The organism is Mycobacterium sp. NGS58 (assembly GCF_059812385.1).
In genome coordinates, this window is sequence record NZ_JCALCO010000001.1 from 324,863 (window position 1) to 339,935 (window position 15,073).

Below are 15,073 nucleotides of genomic sequence, written 5' to 3' on the forward strand. Positions count from 1 at the left end.
GGTGAAGTGACGTCGTCTCCGCGGCATGCGACGCTGCGGCGATGGCTGAGCCGTTCCTTGGTAGCGAGGCCATTGCAAATGGAACGCTGACCAGAAGTCAGCTTGCTACCCGTTACATCAGGCTGTTCCGCGATGTCTATGTCAATCGGGATGTACAGGTAACTGCCGCATTGCGCGCGCAAGCCGGATGGCTCTGGGCCAAGCGCCGAGGAGTAGTCGCGGGGCTATCTGCGGCTGCCTTGCACGGAAGTAAGTGGGTCGACGGTACGACGACAGTCGAATTGATCCATGATAACCGCCACCGCTTGCCGGGTATTCATACGCGCGGGGACCGCATAGAGGACGAAGAGATAACGGTCTTCAACGGCGTTCCGGTGACTACGGTGGCCAGGACAGTGCTCGATCTCGGCTGTTGGTACCCAACCACGAGCGCAGTCGCTGCCATCGACTCGCTGGCGCGTGCGGCGGAATTCAAAGTGGCTGATGTACGACTGTTGGCTGAGCGGTACTCGGGACGTCGCGGCATCGCGCGCGCACGCCGTGCGCTCACTCTGTTCGATGCCGGGGCGCAGTCTCCGAAGGAGACGTGGCTGCGCTTGGTTCTGATGGAGGCTGGACTACCGAGGCCGCAAACGCAAATCCCGGTGCGCGATGAGTTCGGCCAAGCGATTGCGTACCTGGACATGGGCTGGGACGACGTCAAAGTCGCTGTGGAGTACGACGGAGACCACCACCGTAGCGATCGTTCACAATTCGGTTGGGATATCAGGCGATTGGAAAGGTTGCAGCACCAGGGCTGGATCGTCATTCGGGTCGTCGCGGGGGATCGGCCCGCCGACATCGTCCGCCGAGTCCGTGCCGCCCGTGCCCGCCGAGCGTGAAACTAGTCTCACGCTGGGCTCCGAACGTGAAGTTAGTTTCACGCTCGCCTCGGGAAGAGGTGCGCAGGGGCGCGGCAGGGGTGCTCGGGGCAGGGCCCGCGTGAAAGCGCCTACGCGGGTACCAGTTCGACGCCCGAGAGCACGACGGCGTTGTCGCGCGAGGGCGCGACAACGCTGGCCAAAAAGCGGCCTTCAGAAGACGTCGAGTCCTTCCAGATGCCGACCCTGAGCGTTTCGCCGGGGAACGCCACCCCGGCGAAACGCGCGCCGTAGGCCGCCACCGCGCCGGCATCACCGTCGAGCAGCGCATCGGTGATCGCCTTGCAGGTCATGCCGTACGTGCACAGCCCGTGCAGAATGGGTTGGGAAAAGCCTGCGGCAGCGGCGAATTCGGGATCGGAGTGCAGCGGGTTGCGGTCACCGCACAGCCGGTAGAGCAGCGCCTGTTGCGGCAGAATCGGCACGTCGACCTCGAGATCGGGGGCACGGTCCGGCGCGTTGTCCGATGTCGAGGCACCGCGCTCGCCGCCGAATCCGCCTTCGCCGCGGGCGAAGATCGATCGGCGCTGCGTCCACAGCAGCGTGCCATCCGGCGCGCTCACCGTCGTCTCGCTCCAGATCACCGCGGCCTTGCCCTTGTCCCAGATGTCCGTGAACCGGGTGACGGCCTTCGCCGACCCGGACGGCGGCAGCGGAGCGGGGGCTTCGACGCGCTCGCTGGCGTGCAGCACCTTGCCCAGCTCGATGTCGATGCCGGGGAACTTGACTGTGGGCGGTTTCGTGGCGTGGAAGGTGGCGGCGACGTTGCCGAACGTCGGCAGCACCTGCGGGGTGTCGTCGATCAGGTAGCGCAGCTCGCGTGGGTCCATCGGGTCGGCGCCCGCACCCAGTCCGAGGTGGTAGAGCTGCACATCGCTACTGGACCAGGAGAATTCGATGGGATCCAGCTCGGCATTCAGCGCGACTTCTACGTCGATTGGCATCGCGGTTACCTTTCCCCGGCTCCGCCGGCAATGTGCAACGCCGCCAGGTAGCCGAACGTCATGGCCGGACCGATGGTGCCACCCGGACCGGGGTAGGTGTGGCCCATCACCGGAGCGCTGACATTGCCGGCGGCGTAGAGGCCTTCGATGATGCTGCCGTCATCGCGCAGCGCCCGGCCGTGGATGTCGGTGCGGATACCGCCCTTGGTTCCGAGGTCGCCGGGCACCATCTTGGCCGCGTAGTACGGCGCGTGACTGATCTCGCCGAGGTTGGGGTTCGGCTTGTTGGTGGGGTCGCCGTAGTACCTGTCGTAGGCGCTCTCGCCACGCTGGTAGTCCTCGTCGACGCCGGAGCGCGCGAAGCCGTTGAAACGTTCCACCGTCGCGGTGAGTTCGCCGACCGGAAGTCCGGCCTTCTGCGCCAGCTCGGCCAGCGTGTCGGCCTGGATGATGACGCCGGATTCCAACCATTTACGCGGAATGCGTTGTCCGGGCTGCAATCCCGCGAAAATGTAGCGGTCCCGGTACTGCTGGTCGAACACCAGCCACGCGGGAATGTTCTCGCCCGGCCCGGGTCCCTGACCATATTGGCCGCCATACATGTGGTGGCAGGCCTCCACGTAGGGCATCGACTCGTTCATGAACCGCTTGCCCGACATGTTGACGATGATCGACCCCGGCGAGTTGCGCTCGGACAACGCGAACCAGGGCGCCCCCACCAGAGGGACGGTCGGGCCCCACCATGCGTCTTCCATGATGTCCAATGCGGCGCCGAGCTTTTCGCCCGCCAGGATTCCGTCGCCGGTGTTGGCCACCGCACCCACGGTCCATTCGGTGGTGATCGGGGCGCGCTGGTATTTCACCCGCATCTGCTCGTTGTGCTCGAACCCACCCGATGCCAGGATGACACCACGCCGGGCCCGGATGAGTTGCGGCTCATTGGATTCGGCCTGGTCGGCACCGCGCGCGTAGACGCCGCGCACGACACCGTCTTCGAGGTAGAGGTCGGTGAGCGCGGTGTTGAGCACTACCGGCACCCCGGCCCGCTGCAACCCGATGCGCAGCGGTCCGATCAACGCCCGGCCCATGCCGACGAGGTTCTTGCCGGTCGCCTTCGCCCACATGGTGCGCGCCCCGACCTTCAAGCTGCGCAGGACGCCGCGCGGGTGCCGCTTGAGCTGGTTCAGCCGAACGTAATCCTGTTGCATCACCACGACGTTCAGCGGGACCTTGCCGTACGCCGGCTCCAGGCCGGATTCGTCGGCGCCGAGCTTGCGGGCGTTGAACGGCTTCGGTTCGATCGATCGGCCCTCCGCGCGGCCGCCCGGCGACTCGGGGTAGTAGTCGGAGTACTTCGGCACCCAGCACATCTTCAGCGGGGTGTGCTTGAGCACAAACGACAGCATCGCGGGGCCGCGCTCGAGGTAGGTGTCGATCCGTTCGGGCTCGACGACATCGCCGACGATCCCGTGCAGATAGGTGCGGGCGGCCTCGGCCGTATCGCGGACCCCGTCACGCTTGAGCACTTCGTTATTTGGGATCCAAACGCCGCCGCCGGAGCGTGCGGTAGAGCCGCCGAAGTGGGGGGCCTTCTCGATGACTATGGTGGAAAGACCCCGGTGAGCGGCGGTAAGGGCGGCCACCATGCCGGCTCCGCCGCTTCCGACCACGACGACGTCGTACTCCTGCGCTGACATGTAGAACACGTTATAGAATTGCCCGGGGCGGCCGCTACTGGCCCGGTCGACCGACGAGGAGACTTGGAGAAAATGCTCAGTGTTGCCACGCGCGACGAGCTGGCCGCCGATCTGGCGCAAGCCGAGCGGAGCGGCGAACCGATCGCCCCGCTGACCGCCGCCCACCCGGACATCGACGTCGTCGACGCCTACGAGATTCAGCTGATCAACATCCGTCAGCGGGTCGCCGAGGGGGCCCGGGTGCTGGGCCACAAGGTGGGGCTGTCCAGCGAGGCGATGCAGCAGATGATGGGGGTCGACGAGCCGGACTACGGCCATCTCCTCGACGAGATGCAGTTGTTCGAAGACACCCCCGTCAAGACGAACCGCTACCTGTACCCGCGGGTGGAGGTCGAAGTCGGTTTCATCCTGTCCGCCGACCTGCCGGGCGCGGGCTGCACCGAGGCGGACGTGCTCGCGGCCACCGAGGCGTTGGTCCCGTCGATCGAGCTGATCGACACCAGGATCACCGAATGGAAGATCGGATTGTGCGACACCATCGCCGACAACGCGTCATCGGCGGGCTACGTACTGGGTCAGGCCCGGGTGTCGCCCGCCGAGCTCGATGTCACGAAGATCGACGCGGTGCTGACCTGCAATGGCGAGGTGATCGCCGAGGGTCGCAGTGACGCCGTGCTGGGCAATCCGGTCACCGCGGTGGCCTGGCTGGCGCGCAAGGTGGAAAGCTTCGGCGTCCGGTTGCGCAAGGGTGACGTCGTGCTGCCCGGGTCGTGCACGCGGGCGATCGACGCGCATCCCGGCGACGACTTCGTCGCCGATTTCGCGGGCCTCGGTTCGGTCCGCCTGTCGTTCGAATAGGCTCGATTTAAATCATTCAACTTAAATCTCAAAGCTCGAGGAGCATCATGCCGACTAAGGCGACTGTGGCCATTGTCGGGTCGGGGAACATCAGCACCGACCTGCTCTACAAGCTGCTGCGTTCGGACTGGCTGGAGCCCCGCTGGATGGTGGGCATCGATCCGGAGAGCGAGGGCTTGGCAAGGGCCCGCAAGCTGGGTCTGGAGACCACCCACCAGGGTGTGGACTGGCTGTTGGCCCAGTCGGAGAAGCCCGACCTGGTGTTCGAGGCGACCAGCGCCTACGTGCACCGCGACGCCGCACCCAAGTACGAGGCCGCCGGCATCCGGGCCATCGACCTGACGCCGGCCGCGGTCGGCCCCGCGGTGATCCCGCCGGCCAACCTGCGCCAGCACCTGGACGCGCCGAACGTCAACATGATCACCTGCGGCGGGCAGGCGACCATCCCGATCGTCTACGCGGTGTCACGCGCGGTCGCCGACCTCGGCGGCGTGCCGTATGCCGAGATCGTCGCCTCGGTCGCCTCGCTGTCGGCCGGCCCCGGCACCCGCGCCAACATCGACGAGTTCACCAAGACCACCAGCCGGGGTGTGGAGACCATCGGCGGCGCCGAACGCGGCAAGGCGATCATCATCCTGAACCCGGCGGACCCGCCGATGATCATGCGCGACACCATCTTCTGCGCCATCCCGGAGGACGCCGACCGGGACGCGATCGCCAAGTCCATCCACGACGTGGTTGCCGAGGTGCAGACCTATGTGCCGGGTTACCGGCTGCTCAACGAGCCCCAGTTCGACGACCCGTCGATCAACTCCGGTGGCCAGGCGCTGGTCACCACGTTCGTCGAGGTGGAGGGTGCGGGCGACTATCTGCCGCCTTACGCTGGAAATCTGGACATCATGACCGCCGCGGCAACCAAGGTCGGCGAGGAGATCGCCAAGGAGTCGTTGAGCGCGACGGCCGGAGGAGCGCAGGCATGAGTACCGACATCTTCTTCAACCCGATCTGGGACGTCCGGATGACCGACACCTCGTTGCGGGACGGCTCCCACCACAAGCGCCACCAGTTCACCAAGGACGAGGTCGGCGCCATCGTGGCGGCCCTGGACGCCGCGGGGGTGCCCGTCATCGAGGTCACCCACGGCGACGGCCTTGGCGGCTCGAGCTTCAACTACGGGTTCTCCAAGACCCCCGAGCAGGAGCTGATCAAGCTGGCCGCCGACACGGCCAAGGAAGCCAAGATCGCCTTCTTGATGCTGCCCGGCGTGGGCACCAAGGAAGACATCAAAGAGGCCCAGAACAACGGCGGTTCGATCTGCCGGATCGCCACGCACTGCACCGAGGCCGACGTGTCGATCCAGCACTTCGGCCTGGCCCGCGAGCTCGGCCTGGAGACGGTCGGGTTCCTGATGATGAGCCACACCATCTCGCCGGAGAAGCTGGCCGCGCAGGCCCGCATCATGGCCGACGCGGGCTGCCAGTGCGTCTACGTGGTCGATTCGGCCGGAGCGCTGGTCCTCGAAGGCGTGCGTGACCGGGTGGCGGCGCTGGTCGCCGAGCTCGGCGACGACGCCCAGGTCGGTTTCCACGGCCACGAGAACCTCGGGCTCGGCGTCGCCAACAGCGTCGAGGCCGTCCGGGCGGGCGCCAAGCAGATCGACGGCTCCTGCCGCCGGTTCGGCGCCGGGGCCGGGAACGCTCCCGTCGAGGCGCTGATCGGGGTGTTCGACAAGATCGGCGTGAAGACCGGGATCGACTTCTTCGACATCGCCGACGCCGCCGAAGAGGTGGTCGCCCCCGCCATGCCCGCCGAGTGCCTGCTCGACCGCAACGCCCTGATCATGGGGTATTCCGGCGTGTACTCCAGCTTCCTCAAGCACGCCATCCGCCAGTCCGAGCGCTACGGTGTGCCGGCCCACCAGCTGTTGCACCGCGCCGGGCAGCGCAAACTCATCGGTGGCCAGGAAGACCAGCTGATCGACATCGCGCTCGAGATCAAGCGCGAGCAAGAGAGCGGCACCGCGGTTCCGCGCTGATCCGCCGTTCGGCCGATGGCACGCACAGGCCACGCTAAGGTGCCGCGGGTAGCCTGGCGCGCATGAGCACATCCAACACAGTCGGCGCTCGACGTCGTGGGCTGTACGGCCTGCTCGCCGGGGGATTGATGACCGCTACCGCCGCTATGGTGATCGCGGTGCCCTTGGCCGGCACGGCCAGCGCGCAGTGCAATCAGGACGTGGGTGCATCCATCGATTCGTACCTGCAGAAGCATCCGGACCTCCACCAGCAGCTGCAGCAACGGTCTGAGGCCGAGGGCGGTAACGGCAACGTCATCGACTACCTCAATCGGCATCCCGACGTCCGCCAGCACCTGATCGACCTTTCCCACGCGTGCCCACCCTAGTGACTCGGCGTCGTCTTTGAACGCTGTGGCCGACGCGCGGGAACGTTCGCCATTGACGAAAAAGTAGAACACGTTCTAGCGTCTAGGCGTGTTCTCTGATTCCCTCACCGAAGCCATCGCCGAGTCCGAAAAGCTGGTGGCCGCGGCGCCCCACATCGAGTCCGAGGCCGACCTGCTGGAAGGGCTGCAGTACCTGGCCGGCTGCATCGCCGGCTGTCTGCACCTGTCGTTCGACTACGACCGCGACCATCCCTTCTTGCAGTCTGGGACGGGGCCGTTCACCAAGATGGGCCTGGACAACCCCGACACGCTCTATTTCGGCACGCGGGTGCACGCCGATCACGATTACGTCGTCACCGGTCGGCGCGGCTCCACCACCGACCTGAGTTTCCAGCTGCTCGGCGGCGAGTACACCGACGACAACGTCCCGGCCAGCCAGGCCGCGTTCGACGATCGGGAACTGCAGATCGCACCCGACGGCAGCTTCGAGTGGCGGGTGCGACCGACGAGCCCGGGACAACTGGTCATCCGCGAGGTGTACGGCGACTGGGCGGCGCAGCGCGGCACGCTGGCCATCTCGCGGCTGGACACCGCGGGCACCGCACCGCCGCCGCTGACCCGCGAAATCATCGAAAAGCGGTACGCCACAGCCGGAAAGCAGCTGGTGAACCGGGTCAAGACGTGGTTGCAGTTTCCGCAGTGGTTCTACTTCAACATCCCGGTCAACACGATGGTCGCACCCCGGCTCACACCCGGCGGACTCGCGACCCAGTACTCGTCGGTGGGGCACTACGAGCTGCAGCCCGACCAAGCGCTGGTGATCACCATCCCCGTCACCGACGCACCTTACCTCGGGTTCCAGCTGGGCAGCCTGTGGTACATCTCGCTGGACTACATCAACCACCAGACTTCGCTGAACAACACTCAGGCGCAAGCGGATCCGGACGGCAAGGTGCGCATCGTCGTCGCCGACCAGAATCCGGGGGTGACCAACTGGGTCGAGACCCTCGGTCATCGCAAGGGCATCCTGCAGTTCCGCTGGCAACGGGTGTCGCGCGAGCTCACCGAAGCCGACGGCCCTACCGTCGAGCTGGTCGACATCGACGCCATACCGGTTACGCTGCCGTACTTCGAGCACAACAAGATTTCCGACGACGAATGGCGCGCGCGAATTGCGCTGCGCCAACAACAGATTGCGGCAAGGATGCTGGGGTGACGATGTCAGGCATGCTCAACGACAAGGTAGTGATCATCAGTGGCGTCGGCCCGGGTCTCGGTACCACGCTGGCACACCGATGTGCCGACAACGGTGCCGACTTGGTGCTGGCGGCCCGTACCGTCGAACGGCTGGACGAGGTTGCCAAGCGGGTCAACGACTCCGGCCGCAAGGCCGTGGCGGTGCGCACCGACATCACCGACGACGACGAGGTCGCTTACCTAGTCGAGACGACCATGGCCACGTACGGCAAGGTCGACGTACTGATCAACAACGCGTTCCGGGTCCCGTCGATGAAACCGCTGGCCGGCACCAGCTTTCAGCACATCCGCGACGCGATCGAGCTCAGCGCATTAGGCGCGCTGCGGCTGATCCAGGCCTTCACGCCGGCGCTGGAGGCGACCCACGGATCGATCGTCAACGTCAACTCGATGGTGCTGCGCCACTCGCAGGCGAAATACGGCGCATACAAAATGGCCAAGTCCGCGCTGCTTTCCATGTCCCAATCGCTGGCCACCGAGCTCGGGGACAAGGGAATCCGGGTCAATTCGGTTGCGCCGGGGTATATCTGGGGCGACACATTGCAGGCCTATTTCGAGCATCAGGCGGGCAAGTACGGCACCAGCGTCGACGAGATCTATGCCACCACCGCGGCGAACTCCGACCTCAAGCGCTTGCCCACCGAGGACGAAGTCGCGTCGGCCATTCTGTTCCTGGCCAGTGACCTGTCCAGCGGCATCACCGGGCAGACCCTGGACGTCAACTGCGGGGAGTATCACGCCTGATGTCCGGCGCTGACGATGCAGAGCGAAGCGATGAGGAGGAGGCGGCGCAACAATGAGCGATCGCACCGATATCGGGACCGTCGACGAGCTGCACGCATCGGCCACCAAGCTGACGGGGCTCGACGACTTCGGCGCAGACGATGACAACTACCGCGAAGCGCTGCGAGTGCTGCTCGACTCCTACCGCACCGAAGCGGGGCTTACGGTGTTGGGCAGCAAGATGAATCGCTTCTTCCTGCGCGGTGCGCTGGTGGCGAGACTGCTGTCCGAGTCCGCATGGAAGCAGTACCCGCAGTATGCCGACGTTGCCATCGAACGGCCCATCTTCGTCACCGGCCTGGTGCGCACCGGAACCACGGCGCTGCACCGGCTCCTGGGCGCCGATCCCGCGCATCAGGGCCTGCACATGTGGCTGGCCGAATTCCCGCAACCGCGCCCGCCGCGCGAGACCTGGGAATCACACCCGCTTTACCGCCAGCTCGACGCGCAGTTCACCCAGCATCACCAGGAAAACCCCGGCTACACGGGGCTGCATTTCATGGCCGCCTACGAGCTGGAGGAATGCTGGCAGCTCCTGCGGCAGTCGCTGCATTCGGTTTCCTACGAAACGCTGGCGCACCTGCCGAGTTACGCGCGGTGGCTCTCGGAGCAGGACTGGACGCCGTCGTACCAGCGGCACCGCCGCAACCTTCAGCTGATTGGGCTCAACGACGCCGACAAGCGCTGGGTGCTGAAGAATCCCAGCCACCTGTTCGCGTTGGACGCACTGATGGCGACCTATCCCGACGCGTTGGTGATTCAGACCCATCGGCCGGTCGAGACGATCATGGCGTCGATGTGCTCACTGGCGCAGCACACCGCGGAGGGGTGGTCGACATCGTTCACCGGGGCCCAAATCGGTGCTGACGCAATGGAAACCTGGTCGCGGGGGCTGGAGCGGTTCAACACCGCGCGGGCCAGATACAGTCCGTCGCAATTCTATGACGTCGACTACAAAGAATTGATCGCCGACCCGATGGGCACCGTGGCCGACATCTATAGGCACTTCGGGCTGGCGCTGACCGACGAGGCCAAGGCCGCAATGGAGAAAACCCACGCCGACAGCCAGTCAGGCGAGCGCGCGCCGAAGCACACCTACTCGCTGGCCGACTATGGGCTCAGCACCGAGACCGTCAAGGAGCGCTTCTCGGGCCTGTGAGCTATAGACCGCCGCTCACTCTTCGTCCTGCGCCTCATCGAGGTAGCCCTCCGCGACCGCATGCTCAATGCTGTCGGCGAGTTTGGGGCACGACCTCGTACGCGCGGTGTTGCCGCCGGACTCACGCACCTCGGTGAAGTGCGCACACCGCTGCCACGCCTCGGTGTTCCATTGCACCGCAGTGTGTCCCGGCCCGAGCCGGCGAACGGTGACCCGCACATGGCAGAACCGGCAGTCCACCGGCAGCAGACCCGAATTGAGGTAACGCTCGCGGTCGGCACGACTGGCTTCGGCGACCGCAGCGGCGCGCTGTGGATCGTTGGCGAAATCCTTTGATTTCGACCAGGATCCACCCTTGCGCTCGGAGCGGGCCGGATGCTCGTCGTGGTCGTGATGATCGCCGTGCAGCAACAGCATCGATCGCGCAAGCCGATCGACGTCAGGTACCGCCGGCTGATCGTCGCCCATGATTCCTAGTGTTGCTTGGCCGGCACGTCGTCGGTGACGGGCTCGTCCGCCTCGGAGTCCTTGGCCTTGAGGTTCTGCTCGACCTCCGCATTCCAGTACTCGTTGGCCCGGGTGGTGTCGACCTCGATCTCGAAGCGCTCCACCATCTCCGGCTCGATGTCGGCGACGTCGACGTAGAACTGCTGGTACCAACGACGCAACTGATAGACCGCGCCATCCTCTTCGACCAGCAGCGGATTATCTATGCGTGTCTTGTGCTTCCAGATCTCGACGTCCTGCAGGAAGCCCTTGCTGACCCCCTCGGTGAACACCTTCGACAGCTTGTCGGTCATCTTTTCATCCATGCCCTTGGGCTTTTCGACGATGACACCCCACTGCAGCACGAACGAATTCTGGGTCACCGGGTAGTGGCAGTTGATCAGGATCGACTCGGCCTTGTATCCGCCATAGCTATTGTGCAGCCAGTTGATCATGAACGACGGCCCGAAATAGGACGCCTCGGAATCCAGGTGCGCCTCACCGTAAGACGTGCCGAGGTCGTTGACGTCGGGCCGGCCCACATTGTGCAGGAACTGTGACGCGATGTGTCCCTCGAAAACGTTCTTGAAGTACGTCGGCAACCCGAAGTGGATGTAGAAGAAGTGCGCCATGTCGGTGACGTTGTCGATGATGTCGCGGCAGTTGGAGCCCTCGATGAGGATGCTGTTCCATCGCCAGTCGGTCCACTCGTCGCTGTGGGATTCCGGGATGTCCGGAATGCGTACGGCGGGGTCCGGGGGATTGTTCTCGTGGTCGTGCCAGACGAACAGCAGGCCGCCGCGCACGTCGGTCGCCCACGATCGGGTCCGCGCCGTCTTGGGTGTGCGCTTGGCGTAGGGGACCAGCTTGCAGCGGCCGTCGCCACCCCAGCGCCAATCGTGGAACGGGCAGGCGACCTCGTCGCCCTTGATGGTGCCCTCCGAGAGGTCGCCGCCCATGTGGCGGCAATACCCGTCGAGGACCTTGATGTCGCCCTGCGAGTCGGCGAACACCACCAGCTTGGTGCCGAAAGCCTGAATCGCGTGCGGCTTACCGTCCTGGAAGTCCTTTGCGACGCCCAGGCAGTGCCAGCCGCGGGCGTATCGGGTCGGCAGGTCGCCGGGATCGATCTCCCGGATGCCGACCGCCTTGGTGTCGGTACTCACCTGTCACCTCCAACTCACTGGGCCTCTAACTAGAACACGTTACAGTTTTGCGCCCGTGCCGCGCAACGACGGCGCGTCTGGCTGGGATTTCCCGCAACGCATCCGCACTCGGGGTATATCTAAACGATGCCGCTGTTTGCGTTCGAGGGCCGCGCGCCACGGGTCGATCCGACCGCTTTTATAGCCCCGACGGCCACTCTGATCGGCGATGTCGTGGTGGAGGAGGGGGCGTCGGTCTGGTTCAACGCCGTGTTGCGCGGCGACTACGGGCCCATCGTGGTGCGTGAGGGCGCCAACGTCCAAGACGGGTCGGTTTTGCACGCGCCTCCCGGCATCCCCGTCGACATCGGTCCCGGTGCGACGGTCGCGCATATGTGCGTCATCCACGGGGTCCACGTGGGGCAGGAGGCGCTGATCGCGAACCACGCTACCGTTTTGGACGGTGCGGTGATCGGTGCGCGCAGCCTGGTCGCCGCGCATTCACTGGTGACGGCCGGCACCAAGATCCCGGCCGGGATGCTCGCCGTTGGTGCGCCGGCGCAGATCAAGGGACCGGTCGCCGGGACCGGCGCGGAGATGTGGGTCAAGGTGAACCCGCAGGCCTACCGCGAGCTCGCCCAGCGACATCTGGCCGGGCTGGAGCCGCTCTAGACTTTGCGCGTGTTGGCCGCCGCGCGCTCCATCTCCCAGTAGGCACGCAGGGCCACCATCTTGCCCTCGGCGTCGACTCGGTAAGTGAAGACTCCCTCGGCGGTCGTCTGGTACTCACCCGTGGTGATGAGAATGTGCCCGACGTTGGCTTCCTCGTTGCCGCACTGATAGGTGTCGCGGAAGAAGAACTCGATCTTCGTGGTGGGCGCGATCGCCTTGTCCCAGAAGGCCGAGATGGCATCACGGCCCCGGTGCCCCACGCCTTCGGGGTCGAACACCGAGGGTCCGATCGGGTCCTCGACGATGGCGTCGTCGGCGAATACCGCGAGCCAAGCGTCCTTGTCCCGGGCCGCCACCGCGTCGCGGGAGCGGCGGCCGGCCTCGTGCGCGGGATGCTCAGTCAAGGGCGCCGCTCTCCCCCGCAAGCGGGAGGTGCCCCCACCTCATCGCGGCGCTCTGCATCGTCGTCGGCGCGCTCACGCATCGACCTTCTGGGCCGCGGGCTTGTCGGCACCGACCACCCACATCGAGTAGTACTGAGAGCCGCCGCCGTAGGCGTGTCCCAAGGCTTTTCGGGCGTTGGGCACCTGGTGGTCACCGCCCTTGCCCATTACCTGAATGGCCGCTTCGGCGAAGCGGATCAGGCCCGAGGCGCCGATCGGGTTCGACGACAGCACGCCGCCCGACGGATTCACCGGGAGCCGGCCGCCGATCTTGGTTTCCCCGGCTTCGGTGAGCTTCCAGCCTTCGCCCTCGGCGGCAAACCCGAGGTTTTCCAACCACATCGGTTCGAACCAGGAGAACGGGACGTAGATCTCCGCGGCGTCGATCTCGTCGATCGGGCTCTCGATGCCGGCGGCCTTCCACAGCGCCGCGGCCGCGTCACGGCCGGCCTGCGGGCTGACCTGGTCGCGTCCGGAGAACTGCAGCGGTTCGGTGCGCAGCGCGGTGGCGTGAATCCAGGCCACCGGATGCCCTTGCGCCAGACGGGCTTCGGCCGCCTCCTCGTTGCCGATCACGACGGCGGCGGCACCGTCCGATGACGGGCAGGTCTCGTCGTAGCGGATCGGATCCCACAGCATGGGCGACGCCATCACCTTCTCGACGGTGATGTCGGGTTGGTGCAGGTGCGCCAGCGGGTTCTTGCTGCCGTTGAGCCGGTCCTTGACCGCGACGATGGCGCCGATGTTCGTCGGCGCGCCGGACCGGCGGATGTACGAGCGCACGTGCGGGGCGAAGTAGCCACCCGCGCCCGCCCCCACCGGCTTGATGAAGGGAATGGGAATCGACAACGCCCACATTGCATTTGATTCCGACTGTTTCTCCCAGGCCATCGCGAGCACGCGCCGGTACTTGCCCGATTGGACCAGGCTGGCGGCCACCACGCCGGTGGAACCGCCCACCGATCCGGCGGTGTGCACCCGGATCAGGGGCTTACCCGTCGCACCCATGGCGTCGGCCATGAACAACTCGGGCATCATGACGCCCTCGAAGAAGTCCGGCGCCTTGCCGACCACGACGGCGTCGATGTCGTCGAAGGTGCTGCCGGAGTCGGCCAGCGCCCGATCGATCGCCTCCCGCACCAGGCCGTTCATCGAAACGTCTTGGCGTTTGGCGACGTACTTCGTCTGTCCGGTACCCAGTACCGCAGCAACGTTTGGCCCTGCACCGGCCATCAGTTCTTTCCTTCCATCACCGCGACCAGGTTCTGTTGTAGCGCAGGCCCGCTGGTGGCGTGTGCCAGCACCCGGTCAGCCGAACCGCTCCAGATGTGTTGTGCTGCAAAGCCGATGCGTTCGAGACCGGCGACGAACATGGGATTGGCAGCCAGCGCGCCGCCGGATGGGTTGACCTTGGTCGGTCCCGGCACGCGGATGGCTTCCTCGATGATCAGGTGTTGGTGCGTGAACGGCGCGCAGATTTCGACCACGTCGAGATTGTCGGTCCGCCCGCCGGTGGCCACCTGGGCGGCGGCCTTGGTCGACGGGGACTCGGTGAGGTCACGCGCGCCCAGCGACGGGGTTTCGATGCGGTGCTCGATTCCGGTGATCCAGGCCGGTTTTTCGCGCAGCTCGCGCGCCCGGTCGCCGGCCGCGAGCACGATCGCCGCGGCGCCGTCGGTGATCGGTGCGATGTCGTGACGGCGCAACGGTTCGGCGAAGTACGGCCGCTCGAGCAACTCGGCCACGCTGATCGACCCCTCCACGTTGTCCACCCGGCGCGCATTGGCAAATGAGTCGAAGGCCACGCGGGCCATCTGCTCCTCGGTCCACGTGCCGGTGTCGAGGCCGATGCGCGCCTGCAGCCCGGCCATCGAGATCGAATCCGGCCATAACGGCGCGACGGTGTACGGGTCGGTCTGCCGCGTCAGGATCTGCCGCAGGATGCCGGCCGAGGACTTGCCGAAGCCGTACACCAGCGCGGTGTCGACCTCGCCGGTCAGGATTTTGATGTAGGCCTCGTAAAGCGCCCAGGCCGCGTCCATCTCGACGTGCGATTCGTTGATCGGCGGTACGGCACCGATCGAGTCGATCGCCGAGATGAACGAAAATGCGCGTCCGGCAAGATAATCGGACGATCCCGAACACCAGAAGCCGATGTCGGTCCGTTCGATGCCCAGCTCCTCGTAGAGCTGGGCGAAGCACGGGATCAACATCTCGACACCGTTGGTGGTGCCGTCGGTGCGGCGGACGTGTGGGGCGTGGGCAAAGCCGACAACCGCAACGTTGCGAGCGCTCATGTGCAGGTA

At 65.8% G+C, this 15,073-nt stretch carries 16 protein-coding genes; 9 read left to right on the plus strand and 7 right to left on the minus strand.

The window, feature by feature from the left end:
- Positions 1-41: 41 nt before the first annotated feature.
- Positions 42-881 (plus strand): hypothetical protein, encoded by an 840-nt coding sequence (locus tag AC5Y4H_RS01630; protein WP_499977951.1) that lies wholly within the window; start codon positions 42-44, stop codon positions 879-881.
- A 110-nt stretch (positions 882-991) separates the two neighbouring features.
- Here AC5Y4H_RS01630 and chsH3 read toward each other — a convergent pair whose 3' ends face one another.
- Both chsH3 and kstD read right to left on the minus strand, forming a co-directional pair.
- Positions 992-1,864, minus strand: a complete 873-nt coding sequence (gene chsH3, locus AC5Y4H_RS01635) for an enoyl-CoA hydratase ChsH3 (RefSeq protein WP_499977952.1) — start codon at positions 1,862-1,864, stop codon at positions 992-994.
- A gap of 5 nt (positions 1,865-1,869) precedes the next feature.
- Entirely contained in the window at positions 1,870-3,561 is a 1,692-nt protein-coding gene (kstD, locus tag AC5Y4H_RS01640) for a 3-oxosteroid 1-dehydrogenase (RefSeq protein ID WP_499977955.1), read from the minus strand.
- 72 nt (positions 3,562-3,633) lie between these two features.
- Between kstD and AC5Y4H_RS01645 the strand changes: the two genes are divergently transcribed.
- The 7 genes from AC5Y4H_RS01645 to AC5Y4H_RS01675 all read left to right on the plus strand — a co-directional run bounded on the left by AC5Y4H_RS01645 (position 3,634) and on the right by AC5Y4H_RS01675 (position 10,021).
- Positions 3,634-4,419 carry a 2-keto-4-pentenoate hydratase gene (locus AC5Y4H_RS01645; protein ID WP_499977958.1) on the plus strand — a complete coding sequence of 262 codons (786 nt, stop codon included), beginning with the start codon at positions 3,634-3,636 and terminating at the stop codon, positions 4,417-4,419.
- A 47-nt stretch (positions 4,420-4,466) separates the two neighbouring features.
- Entirely contained in the window at positions 4,467-5,399 is a 933-nt protein-coding gene (locus tag AC5Y4H_RS01650) for an acetaldehyde dehydrogenase (acetylating) (RefSeq protein ID WP_499977959.1), read from the plus strand.
- Positions 5,396-6,454, plus strand: coding sequence for a 4-hydroxy-2-oxovalerate aldolase (gene dmpG, locus AC5Y4H_RS01655; RefSeq protein WP_499977961.1), 1,059 nt, complete (start codon positions 5,396-5,398; stop codon positions 6,452-6,454). Before AC5Y4H_RS01650 ends, dmpG begins: the two co-directional genes overlap by 4 nt.
- 62 nt (positions 6,455-6,516) lie before the next feature.
- The gene (locus tag AC5Y4H_RS01660; protein WP_499977963.1) at positions 6,517-6,822 is read left to right on the plus strand and encodes a hypothetical protein; all 306 of its coding nucleotides are present in this window, start codon (positions 6,517-6,519) and stop codon (positions 6,820-6,822) included.
- 88 nt (positions 6,823-6,910) lie between these two features.
- Positions 6,911-8,038, plus strand: coding sequence for a hypothetical protein (locus AC5Y4H_RS01665; RefSeq protein ID WP_499977964.1), 1,128 nt, complete (start codon positions 6,911-6,913; stop codon positions 8,036-8,038).
- Positions 8,039-8,040: 2 nt separating this feature from the next.
- Positions 8,041-8,823: an SDR family oxidoreductase gene (locus tag AC5Y4H_RS01670; protein WP_499978124.1), complete on the plus strand. Its 783-nt coding sequence runs from the start codon at positions 8,041-8,043 to the stop codon at positions 8,821-8,823.
- 52 nt (positions 8,824-8,875) lie between these two features.
- The gene (locus AC5Y4H_RS01675) at positions 8,876-10,021 is read left to right on the plus strand and encodes a sulfotransferase family protein (protein ID WP_499977965.1); all 1,146 of its coding nucleotides are present in this window, start codon (positions 8,876-8,878) and stop codon (positions 10,019-10,021) included.
- Positions 10,022-10,036: 15 nt separating this feature from the next.
- On the opposite strand, the gene AC5Y4H_RS01680 is transcribed toward AC5Y4H_RS01675, so the two are convergent.
- Complete coding sequence (locus tag AC5Y4H_RS01680; RefSeq protein ID WP_499977967.1) at positions 10,037-10,489, minus strand: hypothetical protein; 453 nt, start codon at positions 10,487-10,489, stop codon at positions 10,037-10,039.
- 5 nt (positions 10,490-10,494) lie between these two features.
- On the minus strand, positions 10,495-11,673 hold the full coding sequence (locus tag AC5Y4H_RS01685) for a 3-ketosteroid-9-alpha-monooxygenase, oxygenase component (protein ID WP_499977969.1): 1,179 nt from the start codon (positions 11,671-11,673) through the stop codon (positions 10,495-10,497).
- Between the two features lie 126 nt (positions 11,674-11,799).
- Here AC5Y4H_RS01685 and AC5Y4H_RS01690 point away from each other — a divergent pair, with 126 nt between their 5' ends.
- A complete protein-coding gene (locus tag AC5Y4H_RS01690) occupies positions 11,800-12,324 on the plus strand; it encodes a gamma carbonic anhydrase family protein (RefSeq protein ID WP_499977970.1) in 525 nt (174 codons plus the stop codon).
- Here the strand turns inward: AC5Y4H_RS01690 and AC5Y4H_RS01695 are convergent.
- From AC5Y4H_RS01695 to AC5Y4H_RS01705, 3 genes are all read right to left on the minus strand, one after another.
- Positions 12,321-12,728 carry a nuclear transport factor 2 family protein gene (locus AC5Y4H_RS01695; RefSeq protein WP_499977972.1) on the minus strand — a complete coding sequence of 136 codons (408 nt, stop codon included), beginning with the start codon at positions 12,726-12,728 and terminating at the stop codon, positions 12,321-12,323. The genes AC5Y4H_RS01690 and AC5Y4H_RS01695 overlap by 4 nt on opposite strands.
- A gap of 72 nt (positions 12,729-12,800) precedes the next feature.
- On the minus strand, positions 12,801-14,000 hold the full coding sequence (locus AC5Y4H_RS01700) for a thiolase family protein (protein ID WP_499977974.1): 1,200 nt from the start codon (positions 13,998-14,000) through the stop codon (positions 12,801-12,803).
- A complete protein-coding gene (locus AC5Y4H_RS01705; protein ID WP_499977976.1) occupies positions 14,000-15,064 on the minus strand; it encodes a thiolase family protein in 1,065 nt (354 codons plus the stop codon). Before AC5Y4H_RS01705 ends, AC5Y4H_RS01700 begins: the two co-directional genes overlap by 1 nt.
- Positions 15,065-15,073: the final 9 nt, after the last annotated feature.